At 35.8% G+C, this 23,903-nt stretch carries 20 protein-coding genes; all 20 read left to right on the top strand.

All coding sequences use genetic code 11. The features are described from left to right. Positions 1–212: 212 nt before the first annotated feature. On the top strand, positions 213–950 hold the full coding sequence (locus tag HZI73_RS17605) for a hypothetical protein (RefSeq protein WP_212694687.1): 738 nt from the start codon (positions 213–215) through the stop codon (positions 948–950). A 60-nt stretch (positions 951–1,010) separates the two neighbouring features. Continuing rightward, the gene (locus HZI73_RS17600; RefSeq protein ID WP_212694686.1) at positions 1,011–1,514 is read left to right on the top strand and encodes a hypothetical protein; all 504 of its coding nucleotides are present in this window, start codon (positions 1,011–1,013) and stop codon (positions 1,512–1,514) included. 384 nt (positions 1,515–1,898) lie between these two features. Further along, positions 1,899–4,379 (top strand): GH116 family glycosyl-hydrolase, encoded by a 2,481-nt coding sequence (locus HZI73_RS17595; RefSeq protein WP_212694685.1) that lies wholly within the window; start codon positions 1,899–1,901, stop codon positions 4,377–4,379. A 378-nt stretch (positions 4,380–4,757) separates the two neighbouring features. After that, positions 4,758–6,533: a bifunctional homocysteine S-methyltransferase/methylenetetrahydrofolate reductase gene (locus HZI73_RS17590; protein WP_212694684.1), complete on the top strand. Its 1,776-nt coding sequence runs from the start codon at positions 4,758–4,760 to the stop codon at positions 6,531–6,533. A gap of 20 nt (positions 6,534–6,553) precedes the next feature. Then, complete coding sequence (locus tag HZI73_RS17585) at positions 6,554–8,983, top strand: homocysteine S-methyltransferase family protein (protein ID WP_212694683.1); 2,430 nt, start codon at positions 6,554–6,556, stop codon at positions 8,981–8,983. A gap of 197 nt (positions 8,984–9,180) precedes the next feature. Next, positions 9,181–9,606 (top strand): MarR family winged helix-turn-helix transcriptional regulator, encoded by a 426-nt coding sequence (locus HZI73_RS17580; protein WP_212694682.1) that lies wholly within the window; start codon positions 9,181–9,183, stop codon positions 9,604–9,606. A gap of 11 nt (positions 9,607–9,617) precedes the next feature. Continuing rightward, positions 9,618–10,427: a transporter substrate-binding domain-containing protein gene (locus tag HZI73_RS17575; RefSeq protein WP_212694681.1), complete on the top strand. Its 810-nt coding sequence runs from the start codon at positions 9,618–9,620 to the stop codon at positions 10,425–10,427. Between the two features lie 9 nt (positions 10,428–10,436). Further along, complete coding sequence (locus HZI73_RS17570; RefSeq protein WP_212694680.1) at positions 10,437–11,213, top strand: amino acid ABC transporter permease; 777 nt, start codon at positions 10,437–10,439, stop codon at positions 11,211–11,213. Continuing rightward, positions 11,194–11,928: an amino acid ABC transporter ATP-binding protein gene (locus HZI73_RS17565; RefSeq protein WP_212694679.1), complete on the top strand. Its 735-nt coding sequence runs from the start codon at positions 11,194–11,196 to the stop codon at positions 11,926–11,928. Before HZI73_RS17570 ends, HZI73_RS17565 begins: the two co-directional genes overlap by 20 nt. 275 nt (positions 11,929–12,203) lie before the next feature. After that, positions 12,204–13,019 (top strand): type III-B CRISPR module RAMP protein Cmr4, encoded by an 816-nt coding sequence (cmr4, locus tag HZI73_RS17560; RefSeq protein WP_212694678.1) that lies wholly within the window; start codon positions 12,204–12,206, stop codon positions 13,017–13,019. Next, complete coding sequence (cmr5, locus tag HZI73_RS17555; protein ID WP_212694677.1) at positions 13,016–13,300, top strand: type III-B CRISPR module-associated protein Cmr5; 285 nt, start codon at positions 13,016–13,018, stop codon at positions 13,298–13,300. Before cmr4 (HZI73_RS17560) ends, cmr5 begins: the two co-directional genes overlap by 4 nt. Beyond that, positions 13,300–14,010 (top strand): type III-B CRISPR module RAMP protein Cmr6, encoded by a 711-nt coding sequence (gene cmr6 / locus HZI73_RS17550; protein WP_212694676.1) that lies wholly within the window; start codon positions 13,300–13,302, stop codon positions 14,008–14,010. The genes cmr5 and cmr6 overlap by 1 nt, the downstream gene beginning before the upstream one ends. An 82-nt stretch (positions 14,011–14,092) precedes the next feature. Then, on the top strand, positions 14,093–15,817 hold the full coding sequence (locus tag HZI73_RS17545; RefSeq protein WP_212694675.1) for a Cas10/Cmr2 second palm domain-containing protein: 1,725 nt from the start codon (positions 14,093–14,095) through the stop codon (positions 15,815–15,817). Next, on the top strand, positions 15,795–16,883 hold the full coding sequence (gene cmr3, locus HZI73_RS17540; RefSeq protein ID WP_212694674.1) for a type III-B CRISPR module-associated protein Cmr3: 1,089 nt from the start codon (positions 15,795–15,797) through the stop codon (positions 16,881–16,883). The genes HZI73_RS17545 and cmr3 overlap by 23 nt, the downstream gene beginning before the upstream one ends. After that, positions 16,884–18,218 carry a hypothetical protein gene (locus HZI73_RS17535; protein ID WP_212694673.1) on the top strand — a complete coding sequence of 445 codons (1,335 nt, stop codon included), beginning with the start codon at positions 16,884–16,886 and terminating at the stop codon, positions 18,216–18,218. Further along, positions 18,218–19,570 carry a type III-B CRISPR module RAMP protein Cmr4 gene (gene cmr4 / locus HZI73_RS17530; RefSeq protein WP_212694672.1) on the top strand — a complete coding sequence of 451 codons (1,353 nt, stop codon included), beginning with the start codon at positions 18,218–18,220 and terminating at the stop codon, positions 19,568–19,570. Before HZI73_RS17535 ends, cmr4 (HZI73_RS17530) begins: the two co-directional genes overlap by 1 nt. Positions 19,571–19,623: 53 nt before the next feature. Next, the gene (locus HZI73_RS17525) at positions 19,624–20,544 is read left to right on the top strand and encodes a helix-turn-helix transcriptional regulator (RefSeq protein WP_212694671.1); all 921 of its coding nucleotides are present in this window, start codon (positions 19,624–19,626) and stop codon (positions 20,542–20,544) included. A 52-nt stretch (positions 20,545–20,596) separates the two neighbouring features. Continuing rightward, the gene (cas6, locus tag HZI73_RS17520) at positions 20,597–21,337 is read left to right on the top strand and encodes a CRISPR-associated endoribonuclease Cas6 (protein WP_212694670.1); all 741 of its coding nucleotides are present in this window, start codon (positions 20,597–20,599) and stop codon (positions 21,335–21,337) included. Between the two features lie 32 nt (positions 21,338–21,369). Then, positions 21,370–23,028, top strand: coding sequence for a hypothetical protein (locus HZI73_RS17515; RefSeq protein WP_212694669.1), 1,659 nt, complete (start codon positions 21,370–21,372; stop codon positions 23,026–23,028). Further along, positions 23,021–23,902, top strand: a complete 882-nt coding sequence (gene cas7i, locus HZI73_RS17510) for a type I-B CRISPR-associated protein Cas7/Cst2/DevR (protein WP_212694668.1) — start codon at positions 23,021–23,023, stop codon at positions 23,900–23,902. The genes HZI73_RS17515 and cas7i overlap by 8 nt, the downstream gene beginning before the upstream one ends. The last annotated feature ends 1 nt before the right edge of the window (position 23,903 follow it).

Raw genomic sequence — 23,903 nt, 5'->3', positions numbered from 1 at the left:
GATATTAAGTCACATCTAAATGTGAAATATCTGATAAGTAAAGTGTGGAGCAGAGGGATATTTTCCTTTTGCTCCTGTTTTAATCGGTTAGATTATTGTTCTCATATAAATGATGCCATATAACGCTCGTTCTCTCTAAGCTATCCATTAGGTAATAGCTCTCTGTAAGCCATAAAGAGAGAAAGAATTAAGGTTATCAAGGAGTGAGTAATATGTATCTTAGAGATATGCAATTAGATGTCCCGTATCCAGCAAGTGCAAGATTAGATATAATCAACAAGTTCATGAGTGCGTATAATTGCACGTATGAACATGCTTTAAGGATTGACTATGATCGTAATTGGAAAACTCCTATAAGACGTCGCTTTCTATTAGAAACTAATTGTACTGTATCTATGTTTTTAAGGATTTTGGGTAAATATAAAAATATAGATACTAAAAAAATAGTTGTTAATTGTGTTGATACTCTTTCAGGTAAAGGTGGTACGGTATTAGGTATATGTAAAATAGAACAGATTGTTGATTATAATGGATTTTTTTTGCAAGATGATTACGAGAAAAAACGATTGACCCTAAATGTGATCAAGCAAACGATAGCTAAAGTAGCCAAAGATAAAGAATGGAATACATCTCCGTTTGAAGAAGTATATGCTGAGATGATCAAGTTACAGTATAATAATCATTGGACTTGGAGAAAGAAAATCAAAAACCAAAATAGATTGTATACAGCGGAAGTATATTTAGAGCATGAGATAAAAGATATCAAAATTTATATCATCATTAGAGATAAACAGGGAGATATAGTGAAAAAACAGTTAGTTATAAGTGAACTACCAGATGAATATGCGTATGTTAAACATCTAGGAAAATTAACATGGTTATCGAATAGTGAGGTTCAGTTAGTCAACAAAAATAGTACTGAGCAATGGAATGTACAGTTAGATTTATAAGTAAAAAAACCTCTTATTTGTAAACATGTCGCGACATTTGGTTATCTAAGGGAGGTAAATATGGATATTCTTGATATAATAATACGAAAAAAGGATTTAAGTAAATTGAGCTTAGTAGAATTATTTAATGAATGGGGTGGTGAAAGATTTCCGAATGAACCCAGAAAATTTGAATACAACTCTAAATTGGTCTTTTATGAATATGAATACATGAGTTATTATAATGATTTCTTTCAAATAGATAATAACATCAATGATTTTATAGCAATTACTTTAAAAGGAGAGAGCCTTTCAGAGTTAAAAGAAGCAGTTTATAAGAAAAAGAAAGGTATATTTGAAAGTGATATAATAGCATTTTTGAAAGAACTCTATAACTTACTTGAAACAGTTTACATTATCAAAATATATGATGAAGAAACAATACACGAAAGATACAGAATTGATGATGCTAAAACAGCTATAGACGTTTTTATCAATAGTTTTGATTGGAACAATCCAAAAAAAGGAATTGTGATCACCAAAAAAGTTGATTTAAAACCCGTTAAGAAAAAACTCATGGAGTAAATAAAACACATTTTTACTGGGATATTGAGAAATTCAAAGACTTTGCCTTCTTACTATCCATTGAAAATGTATAGTTGGAAATACAAGAAAATAGATATGTTTATATAAAAAGTGATATAAAAAATTATATCACTTTTTATATACTAAAATAGTCTTTAGAGCATAGTCAAATACATAAAACGCAACACCCCTTACTATAATATGGCATCATATTTGTGTAACTTTCTATGTGTAGGATATTATAAGCATTTTTTATAAGGATGCTATAGAATAGAACAATACCTATGCAAACAACAATTAATATTGAACAAAACACAACCATTTGCTATCAAACCATATGAAAGGAGAATAGGATAAGTCTTGAACATATCCAATACAAATAATATGAAAAATATGATATCCAAACTACAAGGGATAGATTTTAAGCAAAGCGACATTGTTAGAAAAGATATGCATTTTGAGTATAGAAGTCGGCCATGTCATTATATGGAAGATGTGGACCAATGGGCTACTCGATATGGGGGAGCCTATTATAACTATCTATATTTGATTGAAAATGGGGAAGAAGTAACGCCACCATTAGGTATGCGGTCATCTGTTCCACTTGGGGGTTTTGGAGCAGGCACAGTTGAGTTAAGGGCAGATGGAAGTCTGAGGGATTGGAATATTTTTAATAATGGACCTGCTAGCGGATTGAAAAAAATAGTGGATGAAGCGATGTTTTATGTATGGATTAAGAGGGAAGGCAAAGAGCCTCTATTGAAAACGTTACGTACCCATCCACCGGCGTTTGCCCCTGCTATAGATCAGATTACGTATTCAGGTGCATACCCTATAGCACGGCTAGTATGCACCGACGATGCTTTACCCATGACAATATCCCTATATGCTTATAGTGAATGTAATCTTTATAACGAACAAGCATCAGCAACTCCAGCTGTTACCTTTAGCTTTATTCTAGAAAATAAAGTCGAGGAAGACCTTGAGATGTCGTTGATGTTCGTGCTTCCAAATGTCATAGAAGGCACGTATTGTATTGATGAAAACATGTTGAAGCTTTATAAAGAAGGAACAAAACAAGACAGTGGTGACATGGCATTAATTGTGGAGGGTGAAGGTTTATCCATAACAGGCGTCCAGGCGGAGAGCCTATATGGTATCCAAAGACACTATGGGGCTTATGGCGAGTTCCCCGACTATATGCGCAAACCTCAAAAAGAAAATCCCATTGATGGTGCTGTAGGTCGCATGTATTATAAGCCAAGGATGAAAAACTACGGATGCTTATCGGCTAAAGCTGTGTTAAAACCCCATGAGACAAAACAAGTTAATGTTGTTCTAGCTTGGTACTTTCCACATCGATTTCATGCAGGAGAAAATCTTGGGAATTATTATGCTGATTTATATAAAGATGCTAGGGATGTTGGCGAAAAGGTACTCAAACGTCTTCCAGAAACGTTGGAAGCCATTGAGGTATGGCATAGGATTTGTTATGACAACACTTTACCGGTATGGTTGCAGGAAGCTATGGTTAACAGCCTAGCCACCATTGCTAAGACAGGTATGTGGTTTGGCGATGGCCGATGGCGACAATGGGAATCTTTTTCTTGTCCGGGTGTTGACCCTATCCATATTCAGTTTTATCGGGTAATGCCCTATGCATGGTTTTTTAATGGATTGAGAAGAAGTCAATTATTAGGGTTTGCAGCTTGTCAGCAAGAAGATGGCTATATTCAGGAGAATCTTGGACGCGGTACAGATAGGTTAGATCAACCTATCGGGAGGATGATGGGCGATGGTTGTACAACATTCATTTTACAAGTCTATCAAGACTATCTCTGGACAGGTGACCGTGATTATTTTCATGCCATGTGGCCAGCAGCAAAAAAAGCAGTACAATGGCAGATAAATCGTGCTAAAGCATATGGATTGCCACATCATCTTAATAATACCTATGATTGGTGGACTTTTGAAGAAAAGGATATGGTCAGTTACAATGCATTTTTACATCTGGCTTCTTTATTGGCTGGAGAAAAGATGGCAAAACTCATGGATGATTCTGCATTTGCCTCCGTGTGCCGCCAAGCATTTATTCATGGACAACAAGTAATAAATGATACGTTGTGGAATGGTTCTTATTATTTGGCATGGAAGAATATTAAGGATAAACAGCATCCTGATACCCTATTAAGCGATACACTCTATGGTCAGTTATGGGCCGAAATCCTTGGATTAGGTCTTACGGTTGACGCTGATAAATTAACCCAACATCTTGCCAGTGAACAAGCCATAAATAACAGTCCATATGGTTTGAAGGTGATGCATGAGGAGGGACGCGAGAGGGATGCGCTCAATGGAATGTTATATTCGCCAGATCAAGAGATACCCAGAGATGAGCTTGTTTGGGAAGCTGGTTCTTTGGATTGGTGTGCTCTTAACATCTATAGAGGAGGAGACCTTGACGAGAGCTTAAAAGAAGCAGAAAAGATATACACAAAATGGCAGAATGGATTACAAGACCAATGGGATATACGAGACCTTACGACCGCTTGGAATGGTGAACCCTATTGTAATTCACATTATGCCAGACAATTAATTCTATGGGCTATTCCACTGGCATTGTCCGGGCAGCAGTATACAGCTATTGAAGGAAAGTTGTCCTTTAATCCAAGAGTAACGGAGGCTGCTAAACTGCCTTTTATGACACCTCAAGCCTGTGGAACCCTTGAAATAACACAAGACAATAATTTTGCTTTACGTATTGTATCAGGTTGCCTTCACGTGAAAGCGTTATATATTGGTAAGCAATTGGTAGGTGAAAATATGGTGTTAAAAAAAGATGAGGTTTTTAGAGGCACATTTTAAGTAATAAAATATAGCTTCTTAGGTGAAAGATATGTTTATTAGGCTCATGGACGGGTAACTTTGTCTATGAGCCTAATTTTTTATCTGAATTAAGAAAGCTCTCATTTGTACTAATAAAACTTTCCTAACGGACAAATACCCTTTGTGAAACAAGGCGTAATCTCTTTAGTCTGAACTGTTGAATCATATCATTTATAGACGTTATCTACATAGAAATATACTGGATTTAGATATGGGCATTCACTTCTATAGGATCGCTTCAATTTGGTGGGTTAATGTACAAGATAAAATAAAGACTTGTATAAATAGGTGTTATTCATTATAATAAGTATAAAAAATGAAGCGATATAAGATAGAGAGAATTTTAAGGGTGATTCAATGCATATAAAAGAATATTTGAAACATAACATATTGGTTGTGGATGGAGCGATGGGTACATATTATGCCATGAAAACAGCAGAGGATACCACCCTAGCTGAAAAAGCCAACCTACATAATCCACATATAATAGAAGAGATTCATCAGGAATATATAGCAGCAGGAGCAAAACTTATTCGAACCAATACATTTTCTGCCAATACGGTAAGTTTGAACTGTGATGAAGCCATGGTCAGGGCTGTCCTTCGAGAAGGTTATAGAATAGCTGAACAATGCGCAACAGGTCATGGCATTTTTGTTGGTGCTTCCATTGGGCCTATTCCAGAAAAAGAGCGTGACATGGATGCATTAGTGGTGGAATATAAGATGATTATTGATACCCTATTGGAGCTTGGAAATGAGTTATTCATGTTCGAAACGTTCTCTAGCATTAAATATATAAAAATACTTGCTGACTACATTATGGGTAAAAATAAAGAAGCAGAGATTATGGCACAATTTAGTGTCAATGCATTTGGTTATTCCAAGGAAGGTATTAGTGCCAGACGGTTAATCAAGGATGCAAGGCAAGTACCAGGACTGGTAGCTTACGGCTTTAACTGCGGTATAGGGGTTGGCCATCTCTATAAAGTTATCAAGTCATTGGCCTTAGAAGATGAAAACATCATTGCCATACCCAATGCAGGCTATCCAGATAAAATTTTTGAACGAACGGTATACCGAGATAACGCCAAGTATTTTGCCGAATCCATGATGGATATTCGCCAACTGGGTATAAAAATTCTGGGTGGTTGCTGTGGAACCACACCCAAACATATCGTGTCATTCATTAATCAACTTCATGAAGATTACAGGCCTGTTTCCATTAAAAAACATAAACATATCGTTGAGATTAAGAAAAAAACCAAAAAGAACAATGCATTTTTCAATAAACTTAGTAAAGGCGAATTTGTTGTTGCTGTGGAGTTAGACCCCCCTTTTAACAGTCAGGTTAACCGTATTATGGAGGGTGCTCACCAGTTAAAAGCAGAAGATATTGACATCATTACCATTGCGGATTCTCCACTATCACGGCCGCGAGCGGATTCTGTCATCATTGCAAGTCGTATTCACCGTGAGACAGGCATTGATGTGATGCCCCATATATGCTGTCGGGATAAAAATGTCATCGGGTTAAAATCAACGCTCTTAGGCGCACATATTGAAAATATTCGTAACGTGTTGCTGGTGACAGGAGACCCTATTCCAAGTGAAGAACGAAGTGAAACAACCAGTGTGTTTAACCTGCATTCCATTAAATTAATGGCATTGGTTAATGAGCTCAACGAAGCCCTAGGAGCAGAAGATCCTTTTGTCTATGGTGGCGCATTGAATCTTAATGTAAAGGATGTGCAGCGGATTATACCTCGCATTAAGAAAAAACAAGCCTCAGGAGCCAGATATCTGTTAACACAGCCCATCTATGATGAAAAAGCTCTTGATAACCTTCGTATAATAAAGGAACAAGTGGACATTAAAATATTAGGTGGTATCTTACCATTAGTCAGTTATAAAAATGCAAGGTTTCTTAATAACGAAATAGCAGGCATTGAGATACCGGAGTGTATATGCAGCAAGTTTACAAAAGACATGAGTCGAGAAGAAGCACAAGATGTCGGCATAGAAATAGCTATGGCTATGGCTCGAAAGATTAAAGCAGTTGCAGATGGTTTATATATGATGACACCTTTTAATCGTTTTGAGATGGTGAGTAGGATTATTGAAGGTGTGAAATAGAAGGAAAGGGATGGTGGAATATGACGAAACAGGCATTTAGAGAATTATTGGAGAAGGGGCTTTTCATATTAGATGGTGCCACAGGGATAGAGTTGCAAAAACAAGGGATGCCTCTAGGGGTGTGTCCAGAACAATGGGTACTTGAGAATCCAGATGTCATTAAAAACCTGCAAAAGCGTTATATCGAAGCAGGTTCTCATGGTGTATACGCTTGTACTTTTGGTTGTAACGCTATTAAATTAGCTGAATTTGGTCTTGAAGATCAGATAGAATCCATGAACAAAGCATTGGTCCAGTTATCAAAAGAAGCTGTTGGTGATAACGGATGGGTCATTGGTGACTTATCACCTACAGGTGCTCAGATGTTTCCTCTAGGCCTACGTCATTTTGAAGATATCGTCATAGCATACAAGAAGCAAGTAAAAGCCTTAGTAGAAGCAGGTGTGGACTTATTTGTTATTGAAACCATGATGGATATTAATGAAGCTAGAGCTGCTCTTATAGCTGTGAAAGAAACATGTGATTTACCTGTGATGGTCAGCATGACGTATGAAAAGAATGGTTATACATTAAATGGTACGGACCCAAAAACAGCAGTGATTACCCTTCAAAATTTAGGTGCAGATGCAGTTGGGTGTAATTGTTCCACAGGACCTGATGACATGATTGCCATTGTTAAAGCCATGAAACCTTATGCAAAAGTGCCATTACTTGTTAAACCCAATGCAGGACTGCCACGTTATGAGAATGGTAAGACAACGTTTGATATGGATGCAGAAACATTTGCGAAATACGTACTAGAGTTAGTGGAAGCAGGAGCTAACATCATAGGTGGTTGTTGTGGTTCAACACCTGACTTCATTAAGAAAATATCGGATAAGGTGAAAGCATGTAAGCCATTGCCATGGCAAACGAAGCAAGGAAGCCGTATTACATCTGAGAGAATGATGGTTACGATTGGTCAAGATGAACCTACCATTATTGTTGGTGAGCGCATTAATCCTACAGGCAAAAAAAGATTGCAAGAAGCATTACGTGATAAGAACATGGATTACGTGGTAACGCTTGCTAAAGAACAGCTGGAAAAAGGTGCGGCAATCTTAGATGTAAATGTGGGCACAAGTGGTATTGATGAAGTGGAAGTTATGAAACTTGCTGTTGAACAATTATCCACCTTTGTTAAAGTACCATTATGTATTGATTCTTCTAATATCGATGCCATTGAAGTGGCTCTAAGAATATACCCAGGACGAGCTTTGGTCAATTCCATTTCACTAGAAAAACATAAGATTGAGCGATTACTACCTATTGCTAAGAAGTATGGTGCCATGTTTATCCTCTTGCCACTGAGTGATAAGGGGTTACCCAAAAGTATAGAAGAAAAACATCATATTATAGAGGCTGTATATAACCATGCCAAGTCCCTTGGGTATGAGAAAGAAGATATCATTGTGGATGGACTTGTGACGACGGTTGCATCTAATTACAATGCCGCTGTTGAGACATTAGAAACCATTGAATGGTGCACACGAGAATTTGGCGCAGGGACCATCATGGGTCTGTCAAATATTTCTTTTGGACTGCCTAAGCGACAATTGGTGAATACAGCATTTTTAGCTATGGCTATCGCTAAAGGACTAACCATGGCCATTGCCAATCCATCGGATGAACTCCTTATGCACTTAAAATTAGCCTGTGATGTGTTAGCCACACGGGATAAAGACAGCTTGCACTATATCCAATCTTTTAATGAGGGTAAAAAAAAAGACCATGCACCTGAAGCCATAAAGGCTGAACAAGAGCTTCATACAGAAAAGGAACGCTTAGATACCATTCGTCAAATGGTGGTGCAAGGGGAAAAGGATAGTATCTTAGATAACGTTAAAAAGGCAGTGAAAGAAAATCATCTGCCTAAAACAATCATAGAGGGATACCTTATACCAGCTATTACACGGGTTGGTGAACTATTTGAAGATAAGACGTATTTTCTACCTCAATTGATTATGAGTGCAGAAGCCATGAAGATAGCCATGGATTATCTAGACCCTCTTTTAGAAGATGGGAAAGGACATCAACAAGGTGAGAAGAAAAAAGTTGTCATTGCAACCGTAAAAGGGGATATTCATGATATTGGTAAAAATCTTGTATCCCTCATGTTAAAGAATTATGGTTTTGACATCTATGATCTTGGTAAGGATGTGTCACGGGAAGTTATTGTTGCTAAGGCAAAAGAAGTGGATGCAGATATTATCGCATTATCAGCTCTTATGACAACAACCATGTTAGAGATGGAACATGTCATCCGATTAGTGAAAGAAGAAGGGCTTCGGGCAAAGATTATGATTGGAGGGGCTGTTATTACCAATGATTATGCTCTGGAGATTGGTGCTGATGGGTATAGCGAAGATGCCAATACAGCTGTTAAGTTAGCATATGAACTAACAAGATAAATAATCATGTACTCTTATACATATATGATTGCATAAAGTTTATCTTAGCTAATATACGAAATAAGTAAACGCATAGGTCAATGGGTTGACTTGACTTTTATTGGATGTCCAAGTATAATGATGTATATTATTTGGACGCCCAATTATTTTTTTATGAAGATGCTTGGATATCCAAGTAATTAGAAAGGATGTCATGAATGAGTTCAGATAATACAATGTACTTAATAGGAAGGGCAAGGGTGCTGCTACATGAGTTTATTACAAAAGAGCTAGAAGATAAAGGTATATACAATATTGTTCCATCCCATGGCGATATCATCATAGCGCTTCTACAACACGAATCCTTATCCATGTGTGCATTGGCATGTCGAATCAATCGGGATCCGTCTACCGTTACAACGCTGGTTAAAAAACTTAACCATCTAGGCTACACAGAAGTGTATAAGGATGCTGGTGATAAGCGAACCAATCGTGTATCCCTTACCGATAAGGGAAGAAAACTAGAAACCATCATTGTGGAGATATCTGAGAAACTCTATCGCCAACAATGGGATCATATTAGTGAACATGACATGATTATATTTAGACAAGTATTGCAACAGATTATTCAGAATTTTACATAGGAGGATACAAGATGAAAAAGTTACTAGTTATAATAAGCATTGGGTTATTGACAAGTATGTTATTAATAGGCTGTTCATCCAAGAAAACGGATACAGCTGAAGAGGATACATTGATTGTAGGCATGGAGCTTGCCTACCCACCTTTTGAAACCAAGGATGACGAAGGAAATCCTATGGGAGTTAGTGTAGACCTAGCAAAAGCTTTGGGTGAACATCTAGAACGACCTGTTAAGATTGAAAATACCAATTGGGATGGACTTATACCATCACTACAGACTGGAAAAATTGATGTGGTGATATCGTCCATGACTATCACAGACGAGCGAAGTAAGATCGTTGATTTTTCTGATGCCTATGCCCGTTCTTATTTGGCTTTATTGGTTAATAATAAGTCAGGTGTCAAGAGTATGGAAGATCTTAACCAAAAGGATAAAGTAATAGCTGTTAAAAAAGGAACAACGGGTTATATCTACGCCAATAAGCATCTGGAGCAAGCAACAGTTAACGGTTTTTCATCTGAGAATGCATGTGTGACAGAAGTTATACAAGGAAAAGCAGATGCATTCATCTATGATCAGTTGACCATCTACCGTCAAAATCAGCAAAATAGCGACACCACAGAAGCTATTCTTATACCCTTTCAAGACAGTGAAGGTTGGGGAATGGCAGTTAAAAAAGATAATGAAGCATTGCTAAGCTCCATTAATACTTTCATCGCAGAATACAAATCCGATGGAGGATTTGATGAATTAACAGATAGATATATGAAAGAAGAGAAGGAAACATTTGATGCATTAGGATTTCCTTGGTTCTTTGATTAAGGAGACATTATGAGGCAGAGAAGAGATAAACAGCCCAAAACAATCAATAAGGTATGCAGTATGTTATTGGTTGGGTGTATTCTGATAGGTTTTTTATGGTTGTCTATCAGTAGGATAGGGTTAAAACTTGATTTTACTACATTATTTGACTATAGGCAGCGTTTGTGGCAAGGGTTCAAGATGAGTATTATTATATCCATCGGTAGTCTGGTAGTCAGTTTGTTAATTGGCACCATAACCGCCATTGGTCAGCAATCCAAGATACTATCCATACGTTATCTGTGTAAGGTCTATGTCCAGATTATCAGAGGGACACCTTTGCTGGTACAGATTTATTTTTTCTACTATATCATAGGAACGGCTTGGGGTGTAGATAATCGTTACATAGCAGGTATTTTGATATTATCCATATTTGAAGGGGCTTATATCTCTGAGATTATTCGAGGCGGTGTCCAGAGTATTGATGCAAAGCAATATGAAATAGCTAGGGCTATTGGTTTGACCTCCTATCGAACATTACAATTGGTGACTTTACCTATTTTAATGGCAAGGATACTGCCTGCATTAGCAGGCCAGTTTGCATCCATCATAAAAGATTCATCCTTACTATCGGTTATTGCCATCATTGAGTTGACACAAACCATACAAGAAATATCCGCAGATAATTTCCGCATGTTTGAGAATTATATATTTATCGGTTTGTTGTATTTCATAATGACTTTTGCAATCTCCTTGCTATCAGGTATCACGGAGAGGAGGGTGAAATATGCATATAAAGCTCAATAACATTTGCATGCAATTTGAAGATATGATGGTATTGGACCATATCCAATATGAAGAAGATATACACTCCTTAGCAGTTATTGGTCCCTCTGGAGGAGGTAAATCCACGCTGTTACGTATTATTGGCGGTCTTCTTATTCCAAGCAGCGGTGACTTCTATATGGATGGTAAACGAATTGATTTTCATGAGAAGGCCTTACACCAATACCGCAGAGAGATAGGCTTTGTCTTTCAAACAAAAGGACTGTTTGAACATCTATCCGCTATGGACAATGTGACATTACCCTTAATCTATACATTTGGTATTCCAAAAAGTGATGCCATTAAGACAGCAGAACGCTTATTCGACCAATTTGGTTTAACAGGCGAAACACACAAATACCCCCATCAGCTTTCTGGTGGACAACAACAGCGAATAGCCATAGCTAGAGCTGTAGCCATCAAACCCAAACTGCTCTTACTGGATGAGCCAACCTCCGCATTAGACCCTGAGTACACCGCAGATGTACTGGATATGCTAGGGGAACTTCAAAATGAAGGTTTAAAGACCATTATCGTAACCCACGAAATGGGTTTTGCCAAGAATGCTTGTGAAAAGGCCATGTTTCTTGCAGGAAATCGTATTATTGAGAGTGGTAAGAGTACGAGATTGTTTCAAGAGCCGGAGTCGAAGGAGTTGAAGGGGTTTTTGGATAAGATTTTGGAGTGGAAGGTGTAGGGGTACGTATTGGTTTTGTGAGTGGTTTAGCAGACAAATATAATATTGGTTTGGATAGAGTATGATTAGGTATATTTAATGTATGTATTAGAATAAAAATAATGTAAATTTAGATAGAAGTTCCTTATTGTTTAGGGGCTTTTATTTTTTTACTATTTTACAGTTTTAGATTAATTAAAGAATATTGTTAAAATGCATCGGTATTTGTTTGAATTTATACTTTTTTATGATAAAATAAAGACATGTTCATAAAATAAAGAAGGAGAATGCATAATATGAAAAAAAGAGTATTACTTCAACTACACACATCTATGCATATTGGGGATGAGCAGGGGTTAGGGGTTGTAGATATGCCTATTTATCGTGAGAAGCATACAGGTTTCCCCATTATACCTGCGTCCACTATAAAAGGGGTTATTAAGAGAGATTATGGTAACGATATAGGTAGTATTTTTGGTTCAGAAAAAAAAGAAGGTACAGTTATATTTTATGATGGAAGGTTATTGTTGTTCCCCATAAAATCGCTAAAGGGTCTATATATGCTCATAACATGCCCATACATTATGAACCACTATAACAATGAAAATAAGCAGTATAATTTAGAAGACAATGAAGCCTATGTATTAGAAGGAAATATTGGGAGGATGAAAGATATATCCAACTTCAAGTCAGAAAAAATTGTTTTAGAAGAATTCATATTTAAAGTAAAAAGATTTGACAATAATAAGGTCTTATCATTAAGCAGTGAATTTAATGATACTGTAAATAAAAGGTTGGTCATGGTTTCGGATAATACGTTTAGTCATCTTGTGCAATTGTATACAGAAATAAACACAAGAGTTAGTATTAATGATAAAGGAGTAGTTGAGAATGGACCATTTACTCAAGAATTTATACCTAAAGAAGCTATGTTTTATGCAGATATTGAAGATTTAGAAAAGAAGAGCGGACAAGAAAAGGATAAAGGAGCAAAAGAGGAATTACCTATCAACCTATTATCAAAAGAGTTGACGAATGGAACTTACATTCAAATCGGTGGTAATCAAACCCTTGGTAAGGGATTAGCGAGATGTGTGGTGATAAATAAATGATGACAAAGAATCAGGTAATGCAGTCAACCATTAAAGCATTTAAGAAGAAAGAGCAACTAGAATTATTAAGAAGAATACCTAGTCTGATTAGACGTAACGGTTTAGTCAATACATTAGCCTATTTGGAAAAGAAAAATGAAAATGAAATACATACTTGTTTTATGAAAGTTATTAAGGAATATGAACAAGCTGAAGTGGATACTCTATTGTTAACGCGATTAATGTACCAATTTGCAATAGACTTGCACTTGATGGTTACCATACAAAAGAAGGAAGGTTAATGATGATTAAAAAGAAAAAAAATGAACTAAAAGAGCTATATGAATCTTTAGAAAAGAAAGAAGCTAAGAATGCTCACTTAGTTTATCATAAGATTCTCTATGAAGCACATAAAAAAAACAGCCGCGCAATACAAGAAGCATTTGTCTATCCTTCAAAAGCAGTTTTTAAAGATCTATTAGTTGAGATGAATAAGCGTATACAAGATATTACCAAATACTATTCAACAAGAGGTTATAAGGTATTTCATAGAGATTACGAATTAACAAGACATCTTTGCATTGGTCTAGGAGAAGCATCAACCCATGAAAATAATATTCAATTAGATCATGTGTATGGCATCCCTTACATACCTTCAAGTGCTATTAAGGGTTTAGTCCGACACTACTACAGTGAAAAAATGGACATAAAAAGCATGGAAAAAGAACTAACAACGAAAGAAGCGTATATAAATAGAATATTTGGTGATGAACTTCAACAAGGTAGAGTTATATTTTTTGATGCCTATCCAATAGAAAATTTTACGTATTGTGAGGCTAGTATTCCTAAGCTTAAAAAAACACAATTTCGGATCCATTGGTGTATAGCAGATTCTGAGTATCTTAATATGGGGCACATATTAACAACAGCATTGGCAAAACAAGGTCTAGGAGCAAAGAAGAAAGCCAAGTATGGAAAATTTAAAGAAGTACCACTAGTCAAGTATAAGTGATCCAAAATATAACAGGATTAAAACGAATACATATGTTAAGAACTATGTGAAAATCTAGGAATCTATAAAAGGATGATTATATATGGAAGATAACAAGTATATTCACGTCATTAAGCTAGGCTCGGTTCAACCATTTATCACACAATCTAAAAAGCTAAAAGAATTGAAAATTAGAAGTCAATTTATAACCTATTTGATGGATATAATCGTGGCTATTGTAAAACAATCGGGGGCAGAGTTAATCGTTCCCAGCATTAAAGGTGATGATGTGCAATATCAATCATTACCCAATCAAATTATATACATGACTAAAAATTATCATGAACTGGACATCCGTGAGGAAATGATAAGACAGATGCAACCAGACAAGTTCATGATGCAGTATATTCAGAACGAACTTGATGTATGTGTTGCTAGTATGCCAATTGAAAGCTATACACAAAAAAGCTACCATGATCTAATGAATCGGTTACATGGTATAAGACAGCGTCGAGCATTTCATTACATAGCAGAACGACCCGATGAAGATAAAGATAAAATTATAAAATGTAAACGTTGTAATAGTCGATTCATAGCGAAATCAGATGATAATCTTGTTGATGAAGACTACCTATGCCTTATTTGCAACCATCACTATTTAAAAAAGATGATGAGGAAAAAACAGCATATTAACATGGAATCAACCATTCAAATCGCTTCATCCCATTGGTGTGATGAGGATAGAGAAGCTAAAATCATTCAGTTTTATAATAACCATGTAAAGGATGAACATGAGTCGCTACTATATAAACAGAATATAACGGAGCATGGTATTTATGTAAAAGATACTATGATGAGCCTTATTGCGAACGAGCATGATAAAGCAAATTTAGAAGAGCTGCACTTATATCCTAATACAGTTTCTCGTCACTATGCCGTTGTAAAAGCAGATATTGACAATTTAGGTAAATGGATGAGTGGTCATTATCTTGAAAAGGGACCTTCTAACTATAAAGAATACCAAGAAGAGTTGTCCAGTAAAATTAGTGCTTTTGCGAAACAAATCCAAGATGATTTGGCTAAGCGTAACCAGAACCAGAGGGAGATATTACCTATCTATATTGGCGGGGACGATATACTCATATTTTGTAACATATGTCAGCTTAATTATGTGTTACAGACTATTAGAACTAACGTTGAGCGGTTGAATGACAATTTTAGTTTTGTTAAGAATCAAGACTTTAGTTTTTATAAGAATGAATTAACGGTATCCACGAGTATCGTTATTGCCCATTACAAAATACCACTTAGCAATGTGCTAAAATTAGCTTCAACCCAATTAGACATGGTAAAAAAACGCTATACCAGTCGAAAAGCCATGAAAGATGGCTTGGTATTTACCTATATAACTGCCAGTAGAACGGAAACCACATGTTATTGCAAAGGACAAGAAGAGCAAGAGGAATTATTTGATTTAATAAGCTTATTTGAGAATGGACAATTATCTAAACGCTTTGTTTATTTGGTAAGTGAGCAATTAAAAAAATATGAACAGGTATCCAGTAACCTCATTGATGACACGTTTATACTAGGTAAAATGGCCATACGAAGGATCTTACATCATCGCTTTGATATAGAAGAAAGTGATTTGAAAAATATGGAAGACAAGCTTCTAGCCTTATATGAACGACAATATGCCTATATCCGATCTCAAGCTTCATTAGACACAACTAATTTCCTTCATACATTAGCCTGCTGTCGGTTAATGGGAGAAGAACGAAAAAAAGCAGAGGAGGCGATTGCTTATGTACGTCAGCATCAAGCCTAAAGACGGATTAGTCTTTAACAATGGTACTTCCTTTAAGCCAGAAGATAATGCTTGGATTACAAGTATGCAGCAACCACATCCTTCCACCTTATATGGTGCCTTGTTTTCCTTATTATATGTACATGATCAAGATGTTAGAGATGCACTAAATGATATAAAAAAAGAAGACCCTCAATACGATGAAAAATTAGAAGGATGTTTGAAAAAGTATTTGACAATCAAAAATATTTATCTGACAGATGGCAAGGATATCTATATACGTGTCCCACAAGATGTCTACTGCAATGGTTCAGAACATGTAGGTTATGGTAAGTTTGTAAAGGATGGTAATGATATGTTGTTGCATCCTCCTAAAGGTGACCTGAAGCCTGTTTCAAGCTATGACTACTATATGACGTTAGGACAATTTAGAACGTATGCAAGAAGAGACTATTTATCGAGTGTTACATCTTGGGAGGAGCTATGGAACTATGCTCCTAGAATGGGTATTCAACTTCAACAAAATAAAAAACAGGCAGAAGATGGTATGTTGTTTCGAGTGGATATGTTAGAAAAGGTCTGCTTTGATTTGGCATATTTGGTAGAGATAGATGTTAAGAATACATCAAAATTTCCAGAAGAGGGTATCTTAAAATTAGGAGGAGAAGCCAAAACCTGTTATTACGAGAAGATAGCCAAGACTCCTTATGCTATTACACAGTATAAGGGTTATGAAAAAGAAACCTATGCGCAACATGTAAAGATGATGACTACAACCCCAACGGTTTTCTGCGAGAAGGAAAAGGGTATATGCTATTCAACACCCAAGCTAAAGGGATTTCAAATAGTAGGCGCTGCCATGGATAAGCCTATTATGATAGGTGGCTATGATATGAAGAAAAGGATGCCTAAGACAATATATCATGCTGTTCCAGCAGGAGCTATCTACCTGATGAAAGGGGAAAAAAGCATGTCATTAAGCAACATACGAAAGATGCTTCAAGAAGAACTGCGTGAGAAGGTAGTAGATGATTACAAAGGTTTTGGACAATTTATGTTAGTACCTTATACAGGGGAGGCGTTATAGATGGGAAATAAAGAGGATGCAATCATGGTGGTATGCGCCACCCTTAATCAAGTGGTTAATTATATAGGGTTAGAACATTACATGGATAGATACACTATAAAACAAATCTATATGATTACGGAGATGGCTTCTGAAACATCGCAAAACAAAGTCTATAAATTTGATCATGCTACATGGAACAAAAATTTTAAAAATGAAGTAAAGAAAATTCATAAGGGAACCATTGAGAAGATTGGTATTAATCAGAGCAATAGCATTGAGAGCGTTATTGATAGTATAGAACGTGAATTACAGGATGTAGATGAACATACAACTATATTATGGAATATGACAGGGGGACAACGGCATGTTATTTTTGCATGTGAGAAGTACATAGAGAACAGACTGGGTGTTCTTCATCATGCTACCATTGAAGGACAGAATGATAGAAACCATAAGAACATAGAGCATAAGCAATGTGGTAGGACGCATATCCGATTCTATTTAGAAGGAAATTACACCCGTCTATATGAAAATAATAATTATATGAAATGGGAGAGTAGACCCTATCAATCAGCATTAACATTAGAACAGGTATTAGGTCTAGCAGGCTTTAAGACAAGAGAAAATAATCCCAGAAAAAATATATTATTAGAGGAAGGTTGGAATGATGCTGGTTTACCTTCCATAGACATGATTCAAGCATTGGTAAAGGATTATATAAAACCTCAGAATAAACAATTGCGACAAGAGCTTATTCAATCATTACGTAAAGATAAAAGTAAAGTGGCTAGTAACATTAATGATCTCAAATTATTTGAATACAAAGATGATGTTAACCAAAGGCAAAAAAAGAAGAATTTTGGTCATCTACTCGAATATATGACCTTATATTGTATCTATGAATATATTATGGCCAATAATATAGCGCATTTTGTTGATTTAAGACATAGTTTGAATGTCAATAGATATGGCTCCAATGAAAAGACAAACAATAGAAACGATTATTGTGAGTTTGATATTATTCTTATGACCAAGTCAAGGAAGTTATTTATTTTTGAATGCAAGGCAGGTTCCATGCCATCTAGTACTGGTAAGGGCAGACAGATGACAGTCTATGCAACGTCAGGTGTTTATGGTACGCCGATACTCGTTACACCTCTACTAAGTCAAGAAACGGATATGCTTGATGTGTCGTCAAGTACAAAGAATGAATTGGATAAGGATACGTATAAATATGTAGCAGAAACAACACGAGCAGCCAAGCGCATAGGACTGGATATATGGTTCTTGGATAAAATAGAAGAAAATATGGATGAATTAATTAAAGATATTGGAAAAGGGGATGAAAGTTAATGAATAGTAATATCTTGATAATAACTCTCGACACACCTACCCATGCAGGAGCAAGTGTCGGTGATGTGGGTATTGACAAGCCCATACAACGAGAAAGAGTGACAGCCATACCCAAGATAGAATCTTCTACTTTGAAAGGCAGTATTAGAAGGAAGACAACTGACAGTGATACCTACTTTGGTAAACCCGATTGTCCCAGTTCTATTATTATAACGGATGCCAGATTATTATTCTTTCCTGTTCGCTGCAGCCATGGATTATACATGTATATAACTTGTCCCTACATACTAAGTACATTTCATCAGGTTGTAATACAACATAGTAAAAAAGAAATTCTCAGTCAAGCGTTTATGGAAAGTCTAGATAATGTATTATCAGGTTATCTCTACTACTTACCTAGAGATTTGGAGGAAGACAACAAGCTATCACATGACAGCCATAGTCACACATTCTATCTTGGAGACGAAGCCTATATCGGTGTACCTACACAAGGTATGAAAGAACTGACTCATCTCGGACTTAAAAAGATGGACTATAAAAAAATAGCTTTAATATCCAACGAAGATTTTAGTTACATGGTTGAACACTATACAGAAATTACCATGAGAAATCGTATAGATGAAGAAACAGGTGTCACCAACAAGGGCGCACTATTCTCAGAGGAGTATCTACCTAGGCATACAGTGATGTATGCTGAGTTGATGGATACCACAGATAAAAAAACATTTGAATTACATAAAAAAATCCAATTAGGTGGTAATACCACACTAGGTAAGGGACTTATGTCACTGGACAAATGGAAGCTTTCAATAACCCAAGATGTGAATACAAATCAAAAAGAATCCAACGTCATACCGATGATTTCTTCAGACCAGAATATGAATGATAATATAAGAGATCGACATGTCCATGAATCCATCAGTGCATATGAGTCTGTTAATGCATATAGGGAGCAAGTCTATACGATACTATCAGAAACAGAAAGAGAAAAAGCCCTTAAAGAATATAAGAGTCATATAAGAAGACTGCCTTCCTTAATACAAAAAAACGGTTTGCTGAATACCATGCTCTATGTAAAAGCTAATACAATGAAAAAAGATAAAGCAGATGAAAAGAAAGAGCATAATGATACAGCAATAAATAAACAAGCCATCAATGTATGGAAGTATGTATATGAAGCTATTTGTGAAGGTGTTTTAGATAATCAGAAGAAAACAGATGATACTGCTGATGACCCGTTAATTACTACCATTTTAGATGCTTACAACAATCATCAAGGTCACATTATGACCACAAAAGTTCTTCATTATGTTGTTTGTCTGAAAAGATTAGTAGAAGGACTTATTGAATAAGAAAAGAGTTGATAAACATGCCGACCCATAAAATAACCAATTGCATACATCTAATGAATCTACTTAGTGTACATAAAAAAATGACATGTGAGCAATTGGCCACGGCACTTCAAGTAGACCCCCGTACTGTACGTCATTATATCACGGATTTATATGATGCAGGTATACAGATAGAAACCATAGCAGGTAGGTATGGGGGCTATCTGCTTAATGATCACCCTGTTAGGATACTATCAACCATGAACAGTGAAGAATACGCCGCCTGTATACAAGCGGATAAATTTCTGAAACAGAAGCAATTTGTCAATTATGAAGCCTTTCAAAATGCCATCCGTAAAATTACATTAGCCAACGAGGCTAAAGAATTAAAAGCTTATAGCTTACAATCACTTGGTCAACATATCAGTAATGAAGAAGCATGTGCCACAGATAAAGCCTATTATCACCAAATTGAAGAAGCCATTAGGCTAAAACAAAAATTAAGCATGGTCTATCAGTCCCTTAGCTCTGGAGAAAATAAGCGCACCGTACATCCTTACAGCACATTTGAGTTTCAATCATCCTTATATATTTTGGGATACTGTGAGAAAAGATGTCAAGTGCTTTACTTTAAGTGTTCAAGGATAATCAAATTGGTTGTGTTAGAAGAGCTTTATGAAGATGTACAGGATTATGACTTAGAGAAAATCTTAAACAAGAGTTTAGGTCTTTTCTATGGTGATGTCTATCATGTAAAAATGATAATAAAATATCCCATGTCCTATATCATCAAAGAAAAGCAAATTGCTCAAGGGCAGAAAATTCGTGAATTAGAAGATAAAAGTATTCATTTTGAGGCTGCATTATCTGGGCTAGAAGATATTAAACGCTGGGTCCTTAGCTTTGGAACAGATGCAGAAGTAATTGAACCTGTTGATCTTAGAGAGGTTATAGCTAAAGAAATAGAAAATATGGCAAAAAAATATATTGAATAGGTACAAGAACTTTCCTCTTTACATGTTACACTACAGAAAAAGGAGATGAATAATGAGAGTATATATAACATTTGAAAGCGATAAGCCAATTACCTTACCACTACAATATAATCATATTGTACAAGCTGTTATCTTAAATTACCTTGGCAATGAATCCTATCAAGAGTTTCTTCATAATGAAGGATTTCAATATGAGAAACGTAAATTTAAGATGTATACATTCTCAAGGTTATTTGGACAATTTATAGTCAATAAGCGTGATAAGAGAATCGTCTATAATAAAGAAATACATCTTGTTATAGCATCCATGGACCCTAGGCTTACCACTTGTTTTTTAAATACAGCATTTATGAAAGAAAACATACAATTCGGGCAGAATGAGGTAAGAATTAAGGAGGTAAGAATCGATCAGTCCAAGGTCACAAGTCCACTTCGGGTATATACAAAATCACCTATTACCATATATAGCACCCTAACACATGGTGATAAAAAGAAAACATACTATTATTCACCTTATGAACCAGAGTTTGAGCCAATGCTAAGAGACAATTTAATCAAAAAATACATAGCACTCAATGGGAAACAGCCAGAGGATACACAGTTTGTTATAACCCCACTCAATAAGAAACGCTTAAAAGAGCGTATTATCTTATATAAAGGATTCATTATTAAAGGATGGGATGGGGGATTTTTATTAGAAGGGAGTGAAGCTTTGCTTAATCTTGCCTATCATGGTGGCGTTGGCAACAAGAATGCTCAAGGTCTAGGTTGTCTAGAGATTATGAAGAACTAGATAAATATAGAGAATTAGGAGGTGATATCCATATGGAATATCGCATCAAGATGCGTTATCATTGGTGGTTTGATAACGGGTTAGTAGGTTTATATCATATTGCAAGAGGGTTAGCCAAAAACTATGATATACACATCATAACAGAAGATGATGGCTTACTATTCAAGTATGACTCCGAGGAAAACTTAACACAGTTATTAAGAGCAAGCTATGAGCATATGGGCAATCGTTATTATAACGTATCCTCGAAAGCTCAAAAAGAAAAGTGTGACTATGTAGCTTATAATAAGGAAAAGGATGAGGTCTATGCTTTGCCTAAAATCCAACCCATTCAGCCAATAGCTAGTCTAATTAGCGGAAAAAGTTATAAAGATAGTAGTGAGTTGTATGAATCGTTAGATTATGGTTTGAAGGAACGCATAGATGACTACATAACGAAACATAATAAATCGCTGTATGTTAAGAAAAAAGTGCTTACTGGTCGGACATATTGCCATGATGATAAGTTGTTAATTAATCCTAAATCAAATAAGCAGAATAAAACATGTTCTATTTGTGGGAAAAAAGTTGATAAATTAATTGATATGAATCAACTGATCTACATACTCACAGCTAGCAAAAGTGCATCTTTATCATTTCATTCAAATGTTAGTCAAAAGTCTATAGATAAAGTATGCTGGGAATGTTCTTATCTAGGACGGTTTGTATATGAAGCTTTTCATATTAAAAATACATTTCGTAATAAGAGTAAACAAGTTATGTTGATGTCCCTATACACATCTAATTTTAATCAATTATTAGATGTACATGACCATATGGGTGGACAATCTACTCTAAGAGAAATAAGTGATGACAGTTTTATAAGTAATATAAAAGGTCAACTCATTAATTACGCCCGAACAAATTCTGAGTTATTATGGGCAATGATCGTGGATAAATACCAAGTACTTCGAGATGAATGTATAGAAGATGATGAAGAAAGGTTTGAAGAAGAAGTATTAAGAGGCTATATCTTGCGTCCTATCCAAATCATGATGTTGTTCTTAAGTGATAAGGGACAGACACTATTAGCAAGAGATAGGATTATCTATAACGATACAAGCTATATGTTCCGTCTTATCCATATGCTCCACGAGCAGGGTATAGAGCTAGACAGTTTATTCATGGATTTACATGAGAGCTATAAAGAGAATGCTGACAATTTATTAAGAAGTAAGATTCTAAGTAAATGCCTTTACAAACAAAGTGTATTGCTTCATCTTGAACAATTATGTTTTCAGAAGGTCATGCGTCAAAGGTCAATTAACATAAGGAATATGATAGAATTTGTTAAGTTATATGAACTTAATATAAGGGAGGATGTTATGAATAAAGAGCAGATTGAAGTAGCCGTCAAACTAGGAAAACAAATTGTCCTGCAAGCTACAGAATCACATCAAAAAAATGATAGCTTAGGTATACTCAAGAAGATAAAAGGTGATTTATTCACATTAAGAAAAACACGTACGGTCACGGACTTTCTAAAACAAATCAATACATTGCAGTTTAGGTATAATATTTCTGTTAACAATGCCATCAGTGAAGGTGTTCTCAATGATGTACCCTTTGAAGAATTCAAGGCTTATTGCATCATGGGTGCTCTTAATGTCTATAACATGAAACAGAAAAAGGGAGGAAAAGAAGATGAATAAAAAAGCAAAAGCAATCACCATAACATATGTCACCAAGGCAAGCTATGCATCACTCAATGGGTCAGATAAAGAAGCTGATAATATATCCAGTATTAAAAAAATTAGAATGACAGATGGTATGGAATATCCCTATTGTTCATCACAAGCCATTAGAAGGGCATTGCGGGAACAATTAGCTGTGTTGGGTTTTGATTTATCTGAAGGGGTACAAGGTAAACAAAAAAAAGGCGCTGGTACAACCAAATGTGAACCCCAAAACTATATAGATGATGATCTATTCGGGTTTATGAATGCAAGTGAAAGTACTGTTAAGCGGACAAGTCCTGTTAGAGTAACTTCTGCCATAGCACTAAACCCCTATTTAGGTGATATGGATTTTGGTACAAATTACATGTCAGTAAAAGCAGGAGGAAATCCTAATATTTTTGAAACCGAAATTCACTCTGGTTATTACTATGGTACAATCCTTATCGAATTAGATCGTATTGGTGTAAAAGGTAACGATGGTTATGAGCTGGCTATTAGCAATGAGAAAAAAACCAAGAGAGTTTTAGGTCTTGTTGATGCTATTCAAAACTTGTGGACTGTAGGAAGACAGAGCAGGTTTTTGACAGACATGTCACCAAAATTTGTAAGTGCAGCATTGTTAAGGGTTAAGAATCCTATTTTCATGGAGTGTATACGTTTATCTGAGGATCTAATCATTCAAGAAGATATTCTTATGAACACGACCAAAGATTTTGAAAATGTAATCCTTGACCATACGCTTGGTGAAAGAAAAGGTTTCTTCAATAAGGATAATGATAACTATGTCGATATCGGTGAAAGTTTTCAGAAAATCCGCCAATGGGTTAATGAAGTTTATGGAGAGTAGG

The sequence above is a fragment of the Vallitalea pronyensis genome (assembly GCF_018141445.1).
Taxonomy (GTDB): domain Bacteria; phylum Bacillota; class Clostridia; order Lachnospirales; family Vallitaleaceae; genus Vallitalea; species Vallitalea pronyensis.
This window is presented reverse-complemented; position numbering and strand designations above follow the sequence as displayed.

What these genes read in the sequence shown, in the direction of transcription:
- cmr5 (WP_212694677.1), top strand. Translation starts at nt 13,016, where the DNA reads ATGATGACAAAGAATCAGGTAATGCAGTCAACCATTAAAGCATTTAAG.
- cmr4 (WP_212694672.1), top strand. Translation starts at nt 18,218, where the DNA reads ATGAATAGTAATATCTTGATAATAACTCTCGACACACCTACCCATGCA.
- HZI73_RS17595 (WP_212694685.1), top strand. Translation starts at nt 1,899, where the DNA reads ATGAAAAATATGATATCCAAACTACAAGGGATAGATTTTAAGCAAAGC.
- cmr4 (WP_212694678.1), top strand. Translation starts at nt 12,204, where the DNA reads ATGAAAAAAAGAGTATTACTTCAACTACACACATCTATGCATATTGGG.
- HZI73_RS17570 (WP_212694680.1), top strand. Translation starts at nt 10,437, where the DNA reads ATGAGGCAGAGAAGAGATAAACAGCCCAAAACAATCAATAAGGTATGC.
- HZI73_RS17580 (WP_212694682.1), top strand. Translation starts at nt 9,181, where the DNA reads ATGAGTTCAGATAATACAATGTACTTAATAGGAAGGGCAAGGGTGCTG.
- cas7i (WP_212694668.1), top strand. Translation starts at nt 23,021, where the DNA reads ATGAATAAAAAAGCAAAAGCAATCACCATAACATATGTCACCAAGGCA.
- HZI73_RS17525 (WP_212694671.1), top strand. Translation starts at nt 19,624, where the DNA reads ATGAATCTACTTAGTGTACATAAAAAAATGACATGTGAGCAATTGGCC.
- HZI73_RS17565 (WP_212694679.1), top strand. Translation starts at nt 11,194, where the DNA reads ATGCATATAAAGCTCAATAACATTTGCATGCAATTTGAAGATATGATG.
- HZI73_RS17515 (WP_212694669.1), top strand. Translation starts at nt 21,370, where the DNA reads ATGGAATATCGCATCAAGATGCGTTATCATTGGTGGTTTGATAACGGG.
- cmr3 (WP_212694674.1), top strand. Translation starts at nt 15,795, where the DNA reads ATGTACGTCAGCATCAAGCCTAAAGACGGATTAGTCTTTAACAATGGT.
- cas6 (WP_212694670.1), top strand. Translation starts at nt 20,597, where the DNA reads ATGAGAGTATATATAACATTTGAAAGCGATAAGCCAATTACCTTACCA.
- HZI73_RS17585 (WP_212694683.1), top strand. Translation starts at nt 6,554, where the DNA reads ATGACGAAACAGGCATTTAGAGAATTATTGGAGAAGGGGCTTTTCATA.
- HZI73_RS17545 (WP_212694675.1), top strand. Translation starts at nt 14,093, where the DNA reads ATGGAAGATAACAAGTATATTCACGTCATTAAGCTAGGCTCGGTTCAA.
- HZI73_RS17575 (WP_212694681.1), top strand. Translation starts at nt 9,618, where the DNA reads ATGAAAAAGTTACTAGTTATAATAAGCATTGGGTTATTGACAAGTATG.
- cmr6 (WP_212694676.1), top strand. Translation starts at nt 13,300, where the DNA reads ATGATGATTAAAAAGAAAAAAAATGAACTAAAAGAGCTATATGAATCT.
- HZI73_RS17600 (WP_212694686.1), top strand. Translation starts at nt 1,011, where the DNA reads ATGGATATTCTTGATATAATAATACGAAAAAAGGATTTAAGTAAATTG.
- HZI73_RS17535 (WP_212694673.1), top strand. Translation starts at nt 16,884, where the DNA reads ATGGGAAATAAAGAGGATGCAATCATGGTGGTATGCGCCACCCTTAAT.
- HZI73_RS17605 (WP_212694687.1), top strand. Translation starts at nt 213, where the DNA reads ATGTATCTTAGAGATATGCAATTAGATGTCCCGTATCCAGCAAGTGCA.
- HZI73_RS17590 (WP_212694684.1), top strand. Translation starts at nt 4,758, where the DNA reads ATGCATATAAAAGAATATTTGAAACATAACATATTGGTTGTGGATGGA.